Annotated in this window: 28 protein-coding genes, 1 tRNA gene and 1 pseudogene; 10 read left to right on the forward strand and 20 right to left on the reverse strand. The window is 37.8% G+C overall.

Annotated elements, in window-relative coordinates:
- Positions 1-64: 64 nt before the first annotated feature.
- The 4 genes from fabG to rplU all read right to left on the reverse strand — a co-directional run bounded on the left by fabG (position 65) and on the right by rplU (position 2,412).
- Positions 65-811, reverse strand: a complete 747-nt coding sequence (gene fabG, locus CVFO_RS08220; RefSeq protein ID WP_201339527.1) for a 3-oxoacyl-ACP reductase FabG — start codon at positions 809-811, stop codon at positions 65-67.
- Positions 808-1,743, reverse strand: a complete 936-nt coding sequence (gene fabD / locus CVFO_RS08225) for an ACP S-malonyltransferase (protein ID WP_201339528.1) — start codon at positions 1,741-1,743, stop codon at positions 808-810. Before fabD ends, fabG begins: the two co-directional genes overlap by 4 nt.
- An 88-nt stretch (positions 1,744-1,831) precedes the next feature.
- Entirely contained in the window at positions 1,832-2,089 is a 258-nt protein-coding gene (gene rpmA / locus CVFO_RS08230; protein WP_201339529.1) for a 50S ribosomal protein L27, read from the reverse strand.
- A gap of 11 nt (positions 2,090-2,100) precedes the next feature.
- A complete protein-coding gene (gene rplU / locus CVFO_RS08235; protein WP_201339530.1) occupies positions 2,101-2,412 on the reverse strand; it encodes a 50S ribosomal protein L21 in 312 nt (103 codons plus the stop codon).
- A 124-nt stretch (positions 2,413-2,536) separates the two neighbouring features.
- Between rplU and CVFO_RS08240 the strand changes: the two genes are divergently transcribed.
- Together CVFO_RS08240 and CVFO_RS08245 are read left to right on the forward strand one after the other, a co-directional pair.
- Positions 2,537-3,025: a peptidylprolyl isomerase gene (locus tag CVFO_RS08240; protein ID WP_201339531.1), complete on the forward strand. Its 489-nt coding sequence runs from the start codon at positions 2,537-2,539 to the stop codon at positions 3,023-3,025.
- On the forward strand, positions 3,025-3,744 hold the full coding sequence (locus CVFO_RS08245; RefSeq protein ID WP_201339532.1) for a UDP-2,3-diacylglucosamine diphosphatase: 720 nt from the start codon (positions 3,025-3,027) through the stop codon (positions 3,742-3,744). Before CVFO_RS08240 ends, CVFO_RS08245 begins: the two co-directional genes overlap by 1 nt.
- Here the strand turns inward: CVFO_RS08245 and CVFO_RS08250 are convergent.
- The 5 genes from CVFO_RS08250 to CVFO_RS08270 are packed head-to-tail and all read right to left on the reverse strand — an operon-like array spanning position 3,709 to position 7,879.
- Positions 3,709-5,514, reverse strand: a complete 1,806-nt coding sequence (locus tag CVFO_RS08250; RefSeq protein WP_201339533.1) for an RNB domain-containing ribonuclease — start codon at positions 5,512-5,514, stop codon at positions 3,709-3,711. The two genes, CVFO_RS08245 and CVFO_RS08250, sit on opposite strands and share 36 nt — an antisense overlap.
- A gap of 8 nt (positions 5,515-5,522) precedes the next feature.
- Positions 5,523-5,897 (reverse strand): glycine cleavage system protein GcvH, encoded by a 375-nt coding sequence (gcvH, locus tag CVFO_RS08255; protein ID WP_201339534.1) that lies wholly within the window; start codon positions 5,895-5,897, stop codon positions 5,523-5,525.
- A 42-nt stretch (positions 5,898-5,939) separates the two neighbouring features.
- The gene (gene gcvT / locus CVFO_RS08260) at positions 5,940-7,019 is read right to left on the reverse strand and encodes a glycine cleavage system aminomethyltransferase GcvT (protein ID WP_201340449.1); all 1,080 of its coding nucleotides are present in this window, start codon (positions 7,017-7,019) and stop codon (positions 5,940-5,942) included.
- The gene (locus CVFO_RS08265) at positions 7,016-7,666 is read right to left on the reverse strand and encodes an inner membrane-spanning protein YciB (RefSeq protein ID WP_201339535.1); all 651 of its coding nucleotides are present in this window, start codon (positions 7,664-7,666) and stop codon (positions 7,016-7,018) included. Before CVFO_RS08265 ends, gcvT begins: the two co-directional genes overlap by 4 nt.
- A 3-nt stretch (positions 7,667-7,669) precedes the next feature.
- A complete protein-coding gene (locus CVFO_RS08270; RefSeq protein ID WP_201339536.1) occupies positions 7,670-7,879 on the reverse strand; it encodes a PP0621 family protein in 210 nt (69 codons plus the stop codon).
- Positions 7,880-7,968: 89 nt separating this feature from the next.
- On the opposite strand from CVFO_RS08270, the gene CVFO_RS08275 reads away from it, so the two are divergent.
- The 3 genes from CVFO_RS08275 to CVFO_RS09565 all read left to right on the forward strand — a co-directional run bounded on the left by CVFO_RS08275 (position 7,969) and on the right by CVFO_RS09565 (position 8,971).
- Positions 7,969-8,055, forward strand: a tRNA-Leu gene (locus CVFO_RS08275).
- Positions 8,056-8,202: 147 nt separating this feature from the next.
- Positions 8,203-8,370, forward strand: coding sequence for an Arm DNA-binding domain-containing protein (locus CVFO_RS08280; RefSeq protein WP_225879364.1), 168 nt, complete (start codon positions 8,203-8,205; stop codon positions 8,368-8,370).
- A gap of 118 nt (positions 8,371-8,488) precedes the next feature.
- A complete protein-coding gene (locus tag CVFO_RS09565; RefSeq protein ID WP_425352131.1) occupies positions 8,489-8,971 on the forward strand; it encodes a tyrosine-type recombinase/integrase in 483 nt (160 codons plus the stop codon).
- Positions 8,972-8,987: 16 nt separating this feature from the next.
- Here the strand turns inward: CVFO_RS09565 and CVFO_RS08290 are convergent.
- The 8 genes and pseudogenes from CVFO_RS08290 to CVFO_RS09275 form a co-directional block, all read right to left on the reverse strand.
- Positions 8,988-9,473: pseudogene (locus CVFO_RS08290) on the reverse strand (IS3 family transposase); the annotation flags it as partial.
- 62 nt (positions 9,474-9,535) lie between these two features.
- A complete protein-coding gene (locus tag CVFO_RS09570) occupies positions 9,536-9,661 on the reverse strand; it encodes a hypothetical protein (protein WP_201340452.1) in 126 nt (41 codons plus the stop codon).
- A 6-nt stretch (positions 9,662-9,667) separates the two neighbouring features.
- A complete protein-coding gene (locus tag CVFO_RS08300) occupies positions 9,668-10,240 on the reverse strand; it encodes a beta-ketoacyl synthase N-terminal-like domain-containing protein (protein WP_245394583.1) in 573 nt (190 codons plus the stop codon).
- A 768-nt stretch (positions 10,241-11,008) separates the two neighbouring features.
- A complete protein-coding gene (gene nudE / locus CVFO_RS08305; RefSeq protein WP_201340454.1) occupies positions 11,009-11,554 on the reverse strand; it encodes an ADP compounds hydrolase NudE in 546 nt (181 codons plus the stop codon).
- Positions 11,555-11,562: 8 nt separating this feature from the next.
- Positions 11,563-11,733 carry a hypothetical protein gene (locus tag CVFO_RS09260; RefSeq protein WP_342591011.1) on the reverse strand — a complete coding sequence of 57 codons (171 nt, stop codon included), beginning with the start codon at positions 11,731-11,733 and terminating at the stop codon, positions 11,563-11,565.
- A 13-nt stretch (positions 11,734-11,746) separates the two neighbouring features.
- The gene (locus tag CVFO_RS09265; RefSeq protein ID WP_342591012.1) at positions 11,747-11,953 is read right to left on the reverse strand and encodes a hypothetical protein; all 207 of its coding nucleotides are present in this window, start codon (positions 11,951-11,953) and stop codon (positions 11,747-11,749) included.
- A complete protein-coding gene (locus CVFO_RS09270; RefSeq protein WP_342591013.1) occupies positions 11,947-12,093 on the reverse strand; it encodes a hypothetical protein in 147 nt (48 codons plus the stop codon). The genes CVFO_RS09265 and CVFO_RS09270 overlap by 7 nt, the downstream gene beginning before the upstream one ends.
- Positions 12,094-12,194: 101 nt before the next feature.
- Positions 12,195-12,830, reverse strand: a complete 636-nt coding sequence (locus CVFO_RS09275) for an MFS transporter (protein WP_342591014.1) — start codon at positions 12,828-12,830, stop codon at positions 12,195-12,197.
- A 139-nt stretch (positions 12,831-12,969) separates the two neighbouring features.
- On the opposite strand from CVFO_RS09275, the gene CVFO_RS08935 reads away from it, so the two are divergent.
- Both CVFO_RS08935 and CVFO_RS08940 read left to right on the forward strand, forming a co-directional pair.
- Positions 12,970-13,287 (forward strand): MBL fold metallo-hydrolase, encoded by a 318-nt coding sequence (locus CVFO_RS08935; RefSeq protein WP_225879262.1) that lies wholly within the window; start codon positions 12,970-12,972, stop codon positions 13,285-13,287.
- A 230-nt stretch (positions 13,288-13,517) separates the two neighbouring features.
- Complete coding sequence (locus CVFO_RS08940; protein WP_342591038.1) at positions 13,518-13,925, forward strand: MBL fold metallo-hydrolase; 408 nt, start codon at positions 13,518-13,520, stop codon at positions 13,923-13,925.
- 17 nt (positions 13,926-13,942) lie between these two features.
- Here the strand turns inward: CVFO_RS08940 and CVFO_RS08320 are convergent, their stop codons facing one another.
- From CVFO_RS08320 to CVFO_RS08330, 3 genes are all read right to left on the reverse strand, one after another.
- Complete coding sequence (locus CVFO_RS08320) at positions 13,943-14,182, reverse strand: glutaredoxin domain-containing protein (RefSeq protein WP_201339538.1); 240 nt, start codon at positions 14,180-14,182, stop codon at positions 13,943-13,945.
- Positions 14,179-15,249 (reverse strand): 3-isopropylmalate dehydrogenase, encoded by a 1,071-nt coding sequence (gene leuB / locus CVFO_RS08325; protein WP_201339539.1) that lies wholly within the window; start codon positions 15,247-15,249, stop codon positions 14,179-14,181. Before leuB ends, CVFO_RS08320 begins: the two co-directional genes overlap by 4 nt.
- Before the next feature lie 199 nt (positions 15,250-15,448).
- Positions 15,449-16,048: a peroxiredoxin gene (locus CVFO_RS08330; protein ID WP_201339540.1), complete on the reverse strand. Its 600-nt coding sequence runs from the start codon at positions 16,046-16,048 to the stop codon at positions 15,449-15,451.
- A gap of 132 nt (positions 16,049-16,180) precedes the next feature.
- On the opposite strand from CVFO_RS08330, the gene cysS reads away from it, so the two are divergent.
- Genes cysS through CVFO_RS08950 form a run of 3 tightly spaced genes read left to right on the forward strand, consistent with a single transcriptional unit; the run spans position 16,181 to position 18,110 of the window.
- Positions 16,181-17,569, forward strand: coding sequence for a cysteine--tRNA ligase (gene cysS / locus CVFO_RS08335; RefSeq protein WP_201339541.1), 1,389 nt, complete (start codon positions 16,181-16,183; stop codon positions 17,567-17,569).
- Positions 17,544-17,759: an HAD family hydrolase gene (locus CVFO_RS08945; protein ID WP_225879264.1), complete on the forward strand. Its 216-nt coding sequence runs from the start codon at positions 17,544-17,546 to the stop codon at positions 17,757-17,759. The genes cysS and CVFO_RS08945 overlap by 26 nt, the downstream gene beginning before the upstream one ends.
- 24 nt (positions 17,760-17,783) lie before the next feature.
- Positions 17,784-18,110: an HAD family hydrolase gene (locus tag CVFO_RS08950; protein ID WP_225879265.1), complete on the forward strand. Its 327-nt coding sequence runs from the start codon at positions 17,784-17,786 to the stop codon at positions 18,108-18,110.
- Positions 18,111-18,147 lie beyond the last annotated feature (37 nt).

Raw genomic sequence — 18,147 nt, forward strand, 5'->3', positions numbered from 1 at the left:
ATTAAGTCTTTAATTCCTTATAATCTCTTGTTATTATCAATTACCTTGAGCAATGATACCAATTTTAAACCGTGTACATGCCGCCATTCACATGCAATGTTTGTGCTGTGATATAGGCACCACCATCACTTGCTAAAAACAATACTGCATTGGCAACTTCATCAACTGTACCTAAACGACTCATTGGAATTTGCTGAGATAAAGCTACTCTTTGCTCTTCAGGTAATGCATTAGTCATATCTGTTTCAATAAAACCAGGCGCAACTGCATTAACAGTAATGCCACGAGAACCCACTTCACGAGCCAATGACTTAGTAAAGCCCATGATGCCTGCCTTAGCAGCAGCATAGTTAGTTTGGCCTGCATTGCCCATAGCACCTACAACAGAAGCAATAGAAATAATGCGACCTGCTTTTTTCTTCATCATGCCACGCAATACGGCTTTTGACATTTTATAAACAGAAGTCAAGTTGGTGCTCATAATATCATCCCATTCATCTTCTTTCATACGCATGAGTAGATTATCACGAGTAATACCTGCATTATTAACTAAGATATCGATAGCACCATAAGTGCCAACAATAGACTTTATTACCTCAGCAATTTGATCATTATTAGTCACATTAAGTGTCATGCCTATACCTATCATCCCATTGTCTTTTAATGTGGTACTAATTGCACTTGCGCCTTTATCGCTAGTTGCTGTGCCAATGACGGTTGCACCTGCTGCACCTAAAACCAAAGCAATTGCTTGACCAATACCGCGACTTGCGCCTGTTACTAATACGGTTTTTCCTTTCAAATTATTCATGATAAGATTTCCTCTAAAGTTGTTTCTATACTGGCTGAATCCAATATGGCATTGGCCGTTAATGATTTTTCAATTCTTCTTGTTAGACCTGTAAGTACCTTGCCTGGGCCAGATTCAATTAATTTTTCAACACCCATATTGTGCATCGCTTGAACAGTGCTTGTCCATAACACTGGCCTGTGTAGTTGTGCGACTAATTTGGCTTTTATGTCATCCACGTTAGTTGCTTTAAGTGCATCAAAGTTATGCAACACATCAACACTACTTTGATTAAACTGAACGACATCTACAGCGTTTTTAAACTCAGCTGCTGCATCATTCATTAGTGAGCAATGTGATGGCACACTAACTGGCAATATTACTGCACGTTTGGCACCTGCAGTTTTCATCAATTGACAAACTGCTTCTACAGCTTCTTTATTGCCTGCAATAACCACCTGTCCTAATGAATTAAAGTTAACCGCCTCAACAATACCACGACCTGAATAATCTGTGCATAATTTAACCACAACCATGTCTTCTAAGCCCAGAATAGCCGCCATTGCACCCACCCCTTCAGGCACTGCTGATTGCATCAATTCTGCACGTTTTCTAACCAGTTTAATGCCATCACTAAACCCTAAAGCACCTGATGCTACTAAGGCTGTATATTCACCTAAACTATGCCCCGCCATACAAACAGGTGATAAATCATGTTGATGGGTAAGCGCCAAATAAGTTGCATAGCCTGCAGTCAACATGGCTGGTTGGGTATTTTGTGTTTGATTAAGGGCGTCGTCTTGGTCTTGTTGTGTTAATGCCCAAAGGTCAAAGCCCAACATGTCACTTGCCTCAGTAAATGTTTCTTTTACAATGGAATAATGATTAGCAAGTTCTGACAACATGCCCAAAGATTGTGATCCCTGACCTGGGAATATGATGGCGTATTTCATAAAATTTTAAACAAACGAGATAGCCATATTTTAATTAATAAAAAAGCGCTCGAAAAGCGCTTTTTAAAAATAATATCGATGCTTGAAATTATGCAGTTTCAATCGAAACATATTGGCGCATAAATTTACCTTTTTTAGCAAAGACAACTCTGCCATTCATTGTGGCGAATAACGTGTCGTCTTTACCCTTGCGAACGTTAGTACCTGGATGAAATTTAGTGCCTCTTTGACGGACTAAAATATTACCAGCTAACACAACTTGACCACCAAATCTTTTAACACCTAGACGTTTTGATACAGAGTCTCTACCGTTATTAGTACTGCCGCCTGCTTTTTTATGCGCCATAAATTACTCCTTTACGCCTTAATTTTAACAATTTCAATTTCAGTAAACAACTGGCGATGACCTTGTTGTTTCATTGAATGTTTACGGCGACGGAATTTAAGGATGTGTACTTTTTTCCCCTTGCCTTGTGAAATAATTTTTGCCTCAACAGTTGCTTTAGGCACAAAAGGCGTACCCACTTGAACATTATCACCATCGGCAACCATTAATATCTCTTTAAAAGTAACTGTCTTACCAGACTCAATCTCTAATTTTTCAATTTTTAAAGTTGTGCCTTGTTCAACTCTAAATTGTTGACCACCTGTCTTAATAACTGCGTACATAACTAATCCTAAATATGCTTGGCTAAAAAAGGACGTAATTATACTTGAACGTTTAGCTTTGTGAAGTTTGTTTAATGAAATTCTAACGTATAATTACATTTTTTCTTCAAATGGATTTTAACACATGGTTATTTTTGAAACCAACATGGGCAATATTCACATTCACGTTGACACTAAAAACGCACCAGTTAGTGCACAGAACTTTATTGATTATGCGGATGATGGCTTTTATGACGACACTATTTTTCATCGTGTGATTAAAAATTTTATGATTCAAGGTGGTGGCTTTACAAAAGACATGAGCGAAAAAAATACCAAGGCTAACATCGAAAATGAAGCCAAAAATGGCTTAAAAAATACCAAATATTCACTGGCTATGGCTAGGACTTCTGCACCACACTCTGCCAGTTCACAATTCTTTATCAACACATCTGATAACTCATTCTTAGATTTTCCCGGGCAAGATGGTTGGGGCTATTGCGTATTTGGTGGCGTTGTTGAAGGCTTTGAAATCGTTGACAAAATCAACCATGTTTCTACTGGCAATAAGGGCGGGCATGGTGACGTGCCAAATGACCCCATTATTGTCAATAAGGCATACAGCACCTCATAATGAGCCAAGCACTCATCATAGCAGATTTACACCTTGCTGCTGATGAGGCAGACAAAACCCTTCTTTTTATTAAGTTTTGCCAAGAGCGAGCAGTTATGACTGATCAGCTTTTTATTCTTGGAGATTTGTTTAATGTTTGGCTGGGTGATGACTTATCAATTAATTATTATCAAAAGGTTGTTTTGGCATTAAAAACACTGAGCCTTAAAACTAAAATTTTTATCATGGCTGGTAATCGTGATTTTTTACTAGGTGGTGGCTTTGCCAAGCAAACCAATTGTATTTTGATTGACACGCCTTATTTACTTGAAGTCAATAACCAGCAATATGTACTCACACATGGCGATGAGTTGTGTACTGATGACAAAGCCTACCAGCGTTTAAAGAACGTATTACAACACCCAATCACCAAATTTATTTTTCTGCATTCTGGGGCGAAACTACGCTTAAAAATTAGCACCCAATTGCGCCAAAAAAGCATTAAAGCTCAACAACATAAATCATACGAGATTATGGATGTCAATACGGCAACCGTCAATCAACTAATGCAAAAATACCCTGGTGCAAATCTTATTCACGGACACACACACCGATTAGACACTCATATTAATGATGACTTTACTAGATACGTATTGGGAGACTGGTCAAATAACCAAGGCAATGCAATTGAAATTAATCATCAATTAAATCGCCTTGAAATTAGCACGGCAGTCAACTAAATCAACGGTTGTCACCTTTAGCACTATCTTTTCATCTGGCTTGGGCAAAATTTTAAACTTAATCTGCGTCATCATGTCCAGTTCAGGGATCATAAATAACGCTTTATCGCCACGTGTATCTACCACAACACCTTCGCCTTGCCATGATGGATTATCAAGCAGATAGACGCATTTATAATGGTCATTACTAGAACGCACTGCCCTACCAACACTAGACATGGTAGCATTATGAATGCCAATAATCTTTTTAACATCTTCCTTGCCTAATGTGTCTTTACCTTTGATAAAACAGCTAAGCTGCTGATGTGCGAGCAAATCAAGATACCTTCTAAGTGGACTGGTAATACGTAAATACGCTTTAAGACCTAGACCAAAATGTGGCAAATGCTTGGTGGATGTAGCTGGTCGTTTAAATTTTTTTGTGGCTTTAAACGATTCAGACAAAGACAACGCGTCTTTATTATCCAGTGTTTCTTGTGGAAAATCGCCTTCATCTTGAATTGCATAAGGCATAACAATGTCATTATCAGTAGCAAATTTCGAAATAACACGACCTGCCATTACCATCATTTCAGCTACCAATTCACGACTTTGACTTGATCTTTGTGGCGTAATTGACACTTGACCTTGCTTAAATCTAACATCAACATTGGGTAAATTTAAACTGATTGCGCCACAATTGTCTCTGTATTGTTTATGCACCTTTGTAATGCTTTGTAATTTGGACAAATGCTCATTAGACGCTAACATTCCATCTGCATCATCATAACTGATATTGGTCACTTTAATTGAACTATGAATCACTTCAATATTATCAATCTCACCTGATTCTAAAGTAAACCCTATCGACAAAGCATTTGACGTTTCAGCCAGCCCCAATGCGCACATTTTTGTAGCAGAAATAGGTAGCATATGAATAATTTGCTCGGGCAAATATAAATTAGAAGCGCGTTCTTGTGCGTAAGCGTCCAACTCAGAACCAGCAGCAGCAATCAAAGACACGTCAGCAATATGAATCCAAATCTTATCCCTATCAATACTAATCGCATCATCAGCATCATTTGAATCAGCATTGTCTATTGCATAACTAGATAAATGCGTTAAATCAACCCGCTCAACTTGTGTCATACTAACATCAATTTGTTCGTCCTTAGAAATATCATAACGCGCTGGATAGGGATTAAAACTTGGCTTGAAATAGTCAAGTCTTAATAACAATTTATACGCAGATTCAGGCGTATTTTCTATACCAATATTGGCCAAAATATTGGCGTGCTTAGATTGATTTAGCGCAACTTTTTCAATCTCTTCAATATAGGGTAAATCTTGTTCATCAAAGGTATTATTAGCAATATTATCCACACAGTGTTTAAGACTTTCAGTCTCAATAATTTGAGCATTGCGTTTAGCTTGGATGCTTTCAACTTGAGAAGTTAGGCGTATAAAAACTTTGTCTTTTTGCCAATAAAAATACAGACCGTCTTCAATTAAAACACAACTGCACCAAGCATTCTTAGCACTATATTCGTCAAACAACCATTGTGTTATTTCTTCTAATGTTAGTGTTTCTTCTTGAAAATCTTCAAGAACAGCAATATCTGCATGTGCGCAAGTATCATTTACTTGAGCAAATTCAGGGTGAATAAAACGGAAATCTTTTTCTCGTACCGAACGCGAAGAACCATCAGCAAACTCTAATACAAATTTATGCATTGTTTGACTAACAATACGCGCAGGTTTACTTTTGTAGGCAACTAAAGCGTTAATCAATTTAAATTTTAGTCTCGTGTTTTCACATAAGTAGTAGCATCCATTAAGCCATCAACTGAATGAGACTTAAATTTAACCAACCAGCCATCATCATAACAACTAGAATTAACCAGTTCTGGCTCGTCATCAAGCGCTTCGTTGGCTTTAATAATTTGCAAATCAGCAGGTGCATAAACGCTACTAGCCACTTTGACAGATTCAACCACACAAAATTCATCCTCGATAGAGACTTCATCATCAACGTTGGGTAATTCTACAAATACCATATCACCTAATAATGCTTGTGCATGATCAGTAATGCCCATGGTATAAGTGCCGTCGCCATGATCTAAAATCCATTCGTGGGTTTGTGTGTATTGTCTATCCTCTCTTATTTCGCTCATGCTGTTCTCCTAAATTTTCTCAAGCAGGACTTGCCTACTTATTTAAACCAATACTTTGCCATTACGCACGAATGGTGGTTTAACTATTTTAGCACAAACTTGCTTTTTTCGTATCTCAATTTCACACTTACCAGTACTGCCCTTAGGCACACTTGCTAGTGCAATTGCCTTGCCCATAGTAGGTGAAAATATGCCTGAAGTAACTTCACCTTCACCCAGACTGGTGATTACTTTTTGATGGTCACGAATTACACCCTTGCCTTCTAAAACTAGACCAACAATAGTCCTTTCAACGCCTTTTTCTTTTAATGCTTCTAATGCATCACGACCTATAAACGCACGATTTTCATTAACCAGATCAACCGTCCAAGTGAGTGCCGCTTCAAGCGGTGAAACATCATCACTCATCTCTGAGCCATATAAACTCATACCCGCTTCTAAGCGCAAAGTATCACGCGCACCCAAGCCGCAAGGCTTAACGCCAGCCTCAAGCAACATTTGCCAAGTAAATTTTGCTGAACTTGAAGGCAGTATAATCTCAAACCCATCTTCGCCTGTATAGCCTGTACGTGCAATGAATAATCCACCTAAACTAGCTGCACTAAATGGCTTTAACTCACCACAAACCTCTTCAATCCCTGACATAGCTGCAAATACTTTTGCCCTTGCATTTGGACCTTGTACAGCAATCATTGCTAAATCAGACATACACTCAACTGATACATCAAAACCATTTGCTTGAATGTTAATCCGGGCCATATCTTTTTCAGTAGTGCTTGCATTAATTACCATACGATAATATTCGTCATTTTGATAATAAACAATCAAATCATCCACCACCCCGCCTGACTCATTTAGCATGCAACTATATAACGCCTTACCTTGTGTTTTTAGCTTATCAACATCATTAGTAATCAAAATTTGCAAAAATGCTTTTGCTTGCACGCCTTTAAAATCCACCACACTCATGTGCGAGACGTCAAACATACCTGCATCACGGCGCACTTGATGATGTTCCTCAATTTGTGAGCCGTAATTAAGTGGCATTTCCCAACCTCCAAAATCAACCATCTTTCCTTGCGACTCTATGTGCATTTGATATAAAGGCGTTTGTTTCATTATTTTTTATCCTCTTTAATGTGTTTTTTAATAAAAATTATCGTGATAACAATCAATATAAATGTTAGCCCCATGGTGCCAAATAGCTTGAAATTAACCCAAGATTCTTCAGTCTGCTGGGCAATAATACAAAGTTGCTCCATTATTGTATTTGCACAATCTAGCTCTGTCAATTCAATTTTAGAATCAAGTTCAGTAGTAGTAAATAACTCCTTTCTAGCACCTAAAGCAAGATTAACATAATAAGCATTAACAATAGCAATGCCCGTAAACCCAAGCCCCCACAACCAACTAAGTTGATGCCACACATTTTCTGGCAATTCTAGTTCTTTACCCAACATCCTTTGCAATAAAGTTTTCTTGCCAATCCACATACTCAACACTAGTGCAAAAGCAAACACCCCATACAACACACTAACTTTCCACATTAAAAATGCAGGATTTCTAAGGGCAAGTGTTACACCACCTAAAATCACCAATAAACCAAATGTTATTAAATGGATATTTTCAAACTTGCCCGTTCGATAGCGGGCAATCATTATCTGCAAAAAAGTTGCACCAATCATGGCATAAATTGCCATATACAAACCCATCGTCTTATAGATAAGAAAAAATAGGGCAATAGGAAAAAAATCAAGTAAAAATTTCATCACTTACTCCAAATGCTCTTTTGAGCAATACACCTTATTATTTTGAATGATTGCCTCATTTTCAGGAATATGAACCTTACAAACACTACAAGCAAGCATTTTATTAACCGATGATTTTTGGTCAATACGATCAGCTGGTTTTCTAAACCTTTTTAAAAGCCAAAAGCCCGTCCACACAAATAAAACAATAATAATTAACTTAGCAATTCCCATACAATTCAACTCTGACAAAAAGTGAAATTTTACCAATGCTTAGTATATAATTGCCTCTTTTTATGTGTCGATAATTCACAAACTAAACTGCCCGGGTGGTGAAATTGGTAGACACACAGGACTTAAAATCCTGCGGCTTCACAGCTGTGCCGGTTCGATTCCGGCCCCGGGCACCAACTTCAAGTTAAATCTATGTCTCAGTATGTCTATAATTTGTATATGACACATAACATTTATAGGAACTTAACACTTTGTTTTAGTTTTTATAAATCTACCCACTATTAAAAGATGTTGAATGAATTAAGAATTTAAAGCCAAAAGGTATTAAGCACTGGTGTTATAGATATAAATTCAATGGCAAAGAAACAATGTTGACTATGGGAAAATATCCTGTTGTTAGTCTACCTGAAGCTAGAAAAAATAGAGATTCTTATAGGTTGTTGCTTGATCAAGAACTCAACCCTAATACCGTCAAAAATCAAGAAAAATAGCTAATATAAAGAGAGAACTTGAGTCTAAATCTTTTTCAGAAATGTTTTATGGGTGGCGCAATCAAAATAAAACTGTCTGGAGTCTGAAACACACAAATAAAGTCTTAAAACAAATGTCATTGATCTAGAGCCACAAAATTTACTCGTTGTATTTAGAAGAATTGAAGCAAATGGCACTATTGAAACACTACAAAAAGTAAAAAGTCACGCAAGCAGGGTTTTTCGCTACTGTGTCGGTATTGGCATTATAAAGCATGACCCAACAAGGGATTTACCAGGCAACATATTCAAGAAAGCAAAGACAAACCATTATGCCACGATTACCGATCCTAAAGAGATTGGTGGATTGCTAAAGATGATTAATGTCTACCAAGGTAGTTATCAAATAGAGACAGCTTTAAAAACTGCTCCTTATTTATTCCTGCGACCGAATGAACTGGCTGGGCTCAGATGGAATGAAATAGATTTTAACAATAAACTCATTAGAATTAGTGCAAGTCGTATGAAAACTAATGTATCGCATATTGTTCCATTGTGTACACAGGTCGTTGATTTATTAAAAAATATAAAGACTATTAATTCTGATAGTGCAATGCTCTAACCTACTTGGACACATTTCAAGCCGCTTTTTTCAATTCAGCCATCTTTTGAGCAGGTGTTAAATACCCAATCGCTGAATGAATCCTTTTGTAATTATACAAGTAGATATAACCCTCTACATTTTGCACGACTTCACTATGATTTGCAAAACTTTGATAATTTAATCTCTCAGTCTTCAGACTTCTAAAGAAACGCTCCATGACCGCATTATCCCAACAATTACCTCGCCTGCTCATGCTTTGAGTAATGTTGTTCTTGTTGCAATAATCAATAAAAACTTTAGAAGAGTATTGAGTCCCTTGATCAGAGTGGAACATGTGTTTATTTGTATTGGGCTGGTGTCTAGACACAGCATTACTAAGCGCATCCTTTGCCAACTGAGCATTAGGCTGTTTTGACAATGCCCAACCAACAACTTGTCTTGAGCCTAAATCCAACACACTGGCTAAATAACTCCCACCTTGATAGGTTTTGATATAGGTAATATCACCAATAAAATTAGACTATTGCAGTATTGTGCTACTCATGTTCTTTCTCCTTTTTGGGGATTATAAAATATGAGGGTTTACACAATCTGGTTTACAGGGTCTTTGATTGCTTTAATTTCACCACCGTCGCCTACTTGAGTGCTGGTGGCATGGGCATTGATATAGTCAATTTTATCGACATCAAAGTCTTTTGCCTGATAAATCGCTTTTTACATAGCAAGAACAACTCCCTCGGCATTGAGTTTAACAATATCACAGCCATCACTGCTAGCGCCATAAGCAACCAGCTCTGCAAGAATATTGACACCTCTTTGTTGAGCATGCTCTAAGTTTTCCAAAACGACAATGCCAGCACCACTAGAGAACACAAAACCACCTCTATTTTTAGCAAACGGTATAGATGCGTTTTTAGGATTGTCAGTTGCAGACAAAACTCTCATTGCATCAAATAACACAGCAGATGACCAATGCACCTCATCGCCACCACCTGCAAACATCACAGTTTGCTTGCCTTGTTGAATTTGTTCAAATGCACTACCAATACAGTGGCTAGAAGTGGCACTAATAGAATAGCTCAATCCTTTGATTTTAAATAGGCTTGCTAAATTAGCACTGGCAGTTGAACTCATGGTTTTTAAAATACGGAACGGGTCAATGCCTTTAATACCTTTTTGCTTGAACGTTTCATAGGTATTAATGACATTATCATTTGAAGCACTGCCCGAGCCAACGATAAGCCCTGTATTTTTATTGGATATGTCAGTTTTATTTAAACCTGACATTTCAACAGTCTGTTGTATGGCAATGGCACAAAAAGAAGCAACAGGTGATAAAAACGCAATTGCTTGTGTGTTAGATATTGAGCAGCATCAATATCAACATTACCAATGACTTGCGAGCGCAGGTTCAGTTCTTTTAGTTCATCTGAAAAGATAATTCCAGATTTTTGATTTTTTAAAGATGATAGAACAGACTCCATGTTTGTTACCAACACTGCTAACAATACCCATTCCTGTAATAGCAACTCTATTCAAATTTTATCCTTGGTTAGAAACAACAAAATTAAGCACTTATTTTAAACCTTTATCATGCATAAAAATATCTGGATTTTACTTAGCCTCAAAATTCAAACAACACCTTTTTTAAATGTTGGCAAATTGCTTTTTTTATTTAAGCCCAAATAGATTCTGTGAAGTTTAATTCCCTCTGCAGAAATAGTAAATAATTTTTGAAATAGTGGAAAATTAGAAATTCCATAATTTTATAGTGGTACCTTTCAAAGAAATTTTTAGTGTTGTTCTTTCCACGATTAACAATGACAAAACTACCCTATCATTCTTACCACATCTTTTTAAAACGAGCTTTCTTCCAGTTTTTTCCTTTCAGCATGATCCAACATGTGATTAACTTCTTTGATATGCCTACAATAAACTTTGGAATAATAAATGCTAGAAATAGCAACGAGACAACGAAACTCTAGCTGTTGAGTTTTTTTAAGTGAACAAATATTGTTTTGTAGATTTCATAGGCTGTGTTTAATTGGCGTAATGTCACTGGTTGTTAATCACATCTCTTGCCATGTATAAGGCTGCAATGCTTCTGGCTTCAGTTAAATCCTCATTGTAAACCAAGTTTTCTAAATCGACCATCTTAAATGCGACTACCTCTAATGGTTCCGGTTCATCGCCTTGTGCACTCGCTTTATATAAATCTTGCGCTAGTACAATGTAGGTAATACTAGATTGATAGCCAGGCGCAATGGTCATTTCTTTGATAAAAGTTAATTTGTTAGCACCAAAGCCAATTTCCTCAATTAACTCTCTATTAGCAGCCTCAATAGGTGTTTCGCCATCATCAATCCTTCCCTTGGTTAATGCGAGTTCATATCGATCTGTACCACCAGAATACTCATAAATCATCAACACAGTTTCAGTATCTAACATTGGTATAACTAATACTGCACCATTGCCTGGCGGTTTTAAACGCTCGTATACTCTCTTTGAACCATTTGAAAATTCAATATCCATTTCCTCAATATTGAAAAAACGCGTTGTGGCAATGGTTTTAATATTTAATACTGTAGGCCTCTTACGCATGGTTGGTATTATGCCATTGATTGATACAATAACAGCCAAATATAAAGCCGGTTTTTACGATTGGGCAGTCTTATTAAGACATACAGCCCAGACACAATCATAGCAACAGATGCTAATAAAAATGGTGCTGTTAATGCTTGGGTCATTTGTGCAGTCGTGCCTAGTGTTAATGCTGCCACAGCATAACCAAAATCACGCCAAAATCGATAAATACCCAGTAGTATTCCCCCGTGTTTCTACTGGCGCAAAATCAGCGACAGCAGCGCCCAATTTTGAATATAACATGGCCATACCTATGCCCATTATTCCAGCTTCCAATGTCCATAAAAATACATTATTCGTATATGGAATGCTTAACAAGCCAAGCCCGCATAACCACATACCACTAACAATTAACACTTTGTGCGTCCAACTTTATCAGATAAAGGCCCCGTAATCAACTGAGAACCGCCCCATACAAGTGCATACACTGAAACAATAGCACCACCTTCTATCAGCGTTAGCGACTTAGATAAAAAAACACGGGCAAAAATATCCAAACCATGGCATCTGTAAATTTTACTATCAGTCCTGCTTGATTCAACGACAGCAAAATCTTATCATGCCAACTCGCTTGAATAAACAACTTGTCAAGACTTTGCTATGCCATTAAGGACTCACCTCTTTGGTGCAACTTAGCCCATGGCATGGTTTCCTTGATATAAAAGATGGATGAAAATAACCCAAGCACAATGACCACAATACCAAATATGAACAAACCTTGTCTTGCGCCAATCAGATTAACAATATAAGCAGTTGCCACGCCAGCAATAGCAACATAACCAGAAAATTCGTTAATACCACTGACCAATCCTTTTTGGTTTGATCGTGCTAAATCTAGCTTGCTATTAATGGTCATTGACCAACACAAGCCTTGATTAATGCCTAACAACAAGGTTGACGCCATAATCCAATTCCAATTAGGTGCATATAAAATCATAAACGGCATCGGGATTGCAACAATCCATCCTGCAATTAGCACGCGTTTACGACCATATTGATCACTCAAACGACCTGCTAATAGATTCATCACAACCTTAACCACACCGAACACAACCACAAAAGAAGTTAACAATAAAAACTGCTGCTTACCTAAATTAAACTCTGCATCTGCCAAACCAGGAATAACCACTCTTGTCATACCAATCGCAAAACCTACTAAAAAAACTTGCATTAGTTGAAGAATAATTTGTGATTTATTCTCAAATATGCCATGCTGTATCTCTTGTATTGACATAATTAAATACCCTCTAATTGTTACATATTTAGCCTTATATAATCAATAAGGGTAGGCTTATTTGGTTTGTTTTATATTCTAACTGAGCATACTCCTAAAACCTGATAAGATGCGAGATACAATGACTTTTTGGAGAGCATTGAAAACAATCTATCTTTTATTTACTTTAACTTTATCAACTTTGTCAAACGCTTGGACTATTCAAGGCATGGGCGAATTTTCGCCTGAAAAGCTTAGCAATAACCTACTTATCATTCATGGTCCATCTGGTGAGCCAAGTGTACAGAACCAGGGATTTATGAATAACCCTGGCATTATTATTGGCAAAAAAGGTGTTATTATTGTTGACCCAGGCAGCGCCTATAGTGTAGGTAAAAAAGTGCTTAAAGAAGTTGAAAAAATTACCAAAAAACCTGTTATTGCTGTCTTTAATACACATGTTCATGGCGACCGTTGACTGGGCAATCAAATTATTATCGAAAAATACCCCAGTGTCAAAATTTATGCTTACCCATAAATGATTATTGAGGCTAAAAATGGTGAAGGTGATAACTAGGTCAATCTAATGGCAACTCTAACTGATGGCTTAACAAAAGACACAATTGCCACCTATCCAACTGATGCCACCCAACATTTACAAGTCATCAACTTATAGGCTCAGAGCAATTTAAAATCCACAGCCCTACCATCAAAGCACACACTAATACAGATATTATGATTGAGCATGTCAATAGTAGAACTTTATTCTTAGGTGACAATGGCTTTGTTAATCGCATGGGTCGTTTTGACAACAGCTCCAGCATGCATGACAACATCAAAGTATTGCAATATGCAACGGATTTAGGTCTAGATTATTACGTACCTGGCCATGGCTCGTCAGGCAATGTAAACCATGCTGTTAAGCCATTTTTAGATTACCTACTCATCATCCAAGATGAAGCTAAAAAAGGCTATGAGCAAGACCTGGCTGACTATGAAATTAAACCTATCGCCATTAAACAGCTAACTGCTTATAAAAATTGGCATGGGTTTGATGAGCATTTTGGCAAACATATTGGCAAAATGCTACTTGAGATTGAGGCGCTAGATTTATAAACCTTTTGGGTAGGATGCTAGCTAAAAAAGCCATCCATATGCAACTCAGTTAAATCGCTAAATCCACCGATATGCTTATCGTCAATAACAATTTGTGGCACCATTCTAGCGCCGTTAGTCACTTTTGAGAACTCCACCATAAGTGCACGGTCTTCGTCGATCATTTTTTGCTCAAATGGTAAATTCCATTTGTTTAATAGTTCCTTGGTTTTGACACAAATTGGGCAAGTGTTGGTTGAATAGACTACGATCTTCATGCCAATGCCTCTACTACTAAATCACCCATTTCATTCGTACCAACAACCAAGCCACCTTCTGTTACAATATCTTGCGTGCGATAACCTTTATCTAATACAGTATTAACTGCCACTTCAATTTTACGTGCCAAGTCCACTTGATTGAGTGAATAACGCAACATCATAGCAACTGAAAGAATAGTCGCCAAAGGATTAGCGATATCTTTGCCTGCAATATCAGGTGCTGAACCGTGAATAGGCTCATACATACCAAACCCATCTTGATTAAGCGAAGCTGACGGCAACATACCAATTGAGCCGGTCAACATTGCTGCGCAATCACTCAGCACATCGCCAAATAGATTTGAAGTCACCATCACATCAAATTGCTTAGGCGCTCTGACTAATTGCATCGCAGCATTATCCACATACATATGGGTCAATTCAACATCTGGATAATCTTTAGCCACATCCGTCATCACTTCACGCCATAATTCACATACTTCTAGCACATTTGCCTTATCTACTGAGCAAACACGCTTGTTACGAAGTTGTGCAATTTTAAAGACCGAGTGTCCAATACGTCTGATTTCTGACTCATAATAAGTGGCTGTATTAAACCCATATTTTTGCCCATCACGCACTTCAATACCTCGTGGCTTGCCAAAATAAATACCTGCAACCAGCTCACGAACAATCATCAAATCAAGTCCTGACACCACTTCTTCTTTTAACGTAGAAGCGCTAGCAAGTTGTGGGTATAAAATCGCAGGACGTAAATTAGAAAACAAATCCATTTCTGCGCGCAGCCCCAACAAACCTCGTTCTGGTCGCAAATTACGCTCTAAAGATTCCCACTGGTAACCGCCCACAGCACCTAATAAAATAGAATCACATTGACGTGCAGCATCCAGTGTGGCTTGTGGCAAAGGCGAACCAGTTTCATCATAGGCACTACCACCAACTAGGCTATGTTCAAGCATCATGCCAAGATTAAAATCTGCATTCAAGCGGTCAATCACTTTAAGCGCTTGCGTTATAATTTCTTGACCGATGCCATCGCCTGGTAATATTAATACTTTTGACATGCTTCTTCCTTTACATCAGTTTTAAAAAAAGTTATTTTACTAGATTTCAACCATTTCAAACTCGGCCTTACTAGCACCCAATCTGAGCACACCCAATCGCACACAATGCATCTATATTTTTTCATTTTCATTGCTAATCCTCTCTGTATAAGCCATAAAAAAAGGGAGCCTAAACTCCCTTATTCAACATCAAATTTAATTACAATTCATCGGCATGTTTTGACAAATAATCAGCCACACCTGCAGGTGTATCTTTCATGCCTTCATCGCCCTTGTTCCAACCTGCAGGACAAACTTCACCATGCTCAGTGTGGAAATCAAGCGCATCAACCATACGCAACATTTCATCAACATTTCTACCCAGTGGTAAATCATTCACCACTTGATGACGTACATCAAAATTCTCATCAATTAAGAATGATGCGCGCAGTGCAATACCTGCTGGATGCACAATGCCATAAGCTTCCATAATAGAATGGTCAGTATCAGCCACCAATGGGAAATCAATAACGCCCAAACCACCCTCTGCTGGTGCAGTGTTGCGCCATGCATTATGCGTAAACTGTGAATCTACTGAAACACCAACCACTTCAACACCTTTGTCATTAAACTGCGTCATTCTGTGGTGATGCGCTAGAATCTCTGAAGGACAAACAAAAGTAAAATCTAGTGGGTAAAAGAACAACATAATTTTCTTACCTTTAAGGCTAGAAAGTTGGAAATTATCAACAATCGTACCATCTGCTAAAACAGCAGCAGCTGTAAAATCTGGGGCTTGTTGTGTGACTAAAACGCTCATGCATTTTCTCCTATTATATAATTAAAAAACTCGTTAATTATACAACTGCTTATGCTCATAAATCATATAAAAAGCAAGAGTTTGTTATTGACAAGACAAAATCAGATAGATACTCACGTAAAATACCGCTCTATGCTTAAAATTTACAACACACTAAGTAAACAAAAAGAAGTTTTTCGCCCAATTAATGCCGATAAAGTAGGCATATACGTTTGTGGAATGACGGTTTATGATTATTGCCATATGGGTCATGCACGAGTATTGGTGATGTTTGATATCATCACTCGTCACCTTAGGCGGCTTTTTCCAAATGTTGAATATGTGCGTAATATCACCGACATTGACGACAAAATTATCAAACGCGCTGTTGAAAACAAAGAAGATACACACACATTGACTAATCGTTTTATTAACGCCATGCACGAAGATGAGCGCGCTCTTGGCGTGTTACCGCCTGATGTTGAACCACGTGCAACTGATACGACGGACCAAATGTTTTATATGATAAAGTCGCTGATTGAAAAAGGCTTTGCTTATCAAGCTCATAATGGTGATGTGTATTATTCAGTGCGCCGTTTTAAAAATTATGGGAAACTCTCAAGGAAAAATCTTGATGAGCTTGAGGCGGGTGCGCGGATTGAGGTAGAAAGTGCCAAAAAAGACCCACTGGATTTTGTCCTTTGGAAAATGTCCAAACCCAGCGAACCAAGCTGGTACTCCCCTTGGGGGCAGGGTCGCCCTGGTTGGCATATTGAATGCTCTGCCATGTCCACGCATCACTTAGGCAATCACTTTGATATTCATGGTGGTGGTATGGATTTGGCTTTTCCGCATCATGAAAATGAAATCGCCCAATCTGAAGGTGCGAATGATTGCACTTTTGTTAACACTTGGATGCACATAGGTTTTGTCAATATTGATGATGAAAAAATGAGCAAATCATTGGATAATTTTTTCACCATTCGTGGCGTATTAGAAAGCTATGATGGTGAAACCTTGCGTTATTTCATTATGAGTTCTCATTACCGCAGTCCACTTAATTTTTCAGATGATAATCTTAATAAGGCCAAGTCATCACTATCTCGTTTGTACACCGCCATTCGTGGTCTCAACGCTTCTAGCGCAGCAACTGAGGAAGTATCCATGCGTTTTGACTACTCAATACGATTTAATGAAGCACTTGATGATGACTTTAACACACCCATCGCCTTGAGTGTTTTATTCGAGCTGGCAAAAACAGTCAATTCACAACGTCAAAAGGATGTTGACCAAGCCAATACTTTGGCGCAATTACTCAAAAAACTCGGTGGCTATATTGGTATTTTGCAAATGGATGCAGATAAATTTTTAAAGCAAGGTGTTTCCTTATCAGACAGCGAAGTTGATACAAAAATTACCAGCAGAAATGAAGCCAGAGTTGATAAAGATTTTGCACTAAGTGACCAAATTAGAGACAAGCTAGCTGAGCTTGGCATTGTACTAGAGGATAATGCCAATGGCACAACTTGGCGTAGAAAATAACATTGACTGGCCTTCAATAGACACCATTTTATTAGACATGGATGGCACTTTGCTAGACCTTAATTTTGATTTGCATTTTTGGATGGAGTATATGCCTTTGGTCTTTGCCAATAAATACAACCTGACACACCAACAATCAAAAGATAAAATCTACCCCATTCTTCGAGCGCAAGAGGGTAAGCTACACTAGTATTGTTTGGATTATTGGTAAAAAGTGTTTAAACTAGGCATTGCCAAACTCAAAGAAGACGCGGCTCATTTAATCCAAATACATCCGTTTGTACTAGACTTTTTAGTACAAGCCAAGCAACACAAAAAACGCATTTATTTAGTCACTAATGCCCATAGAAAAACCATTCAATTAAAAATGCGAATCACTAATTTAGCTCAATATTTTGATGCTATTATTTCATCGCATGACTACAATATGGCTAAAGAGGAGCAAGATTTTTGGCACCAGTTAAACAAAGCTATTCATTTGAACAAGCAAAAAAGTATCTTCTTTGACGATTCTTTATCAGTGCTAAATGCCACTAAATAATACGGCATTGGCACCATTGTTGTCATCAATAAGCCCA

This window comes from Isorropodon fossajaponicum endosymbiont JTNG4 (assembly GCF_016592615.1).
In the GTDB taxonomy this organism is placed as follows: Bacteria; Pseudomonadota; Gammaproteobacteria; order PS1; family Pseudothioglobaceae; genus Ruthia.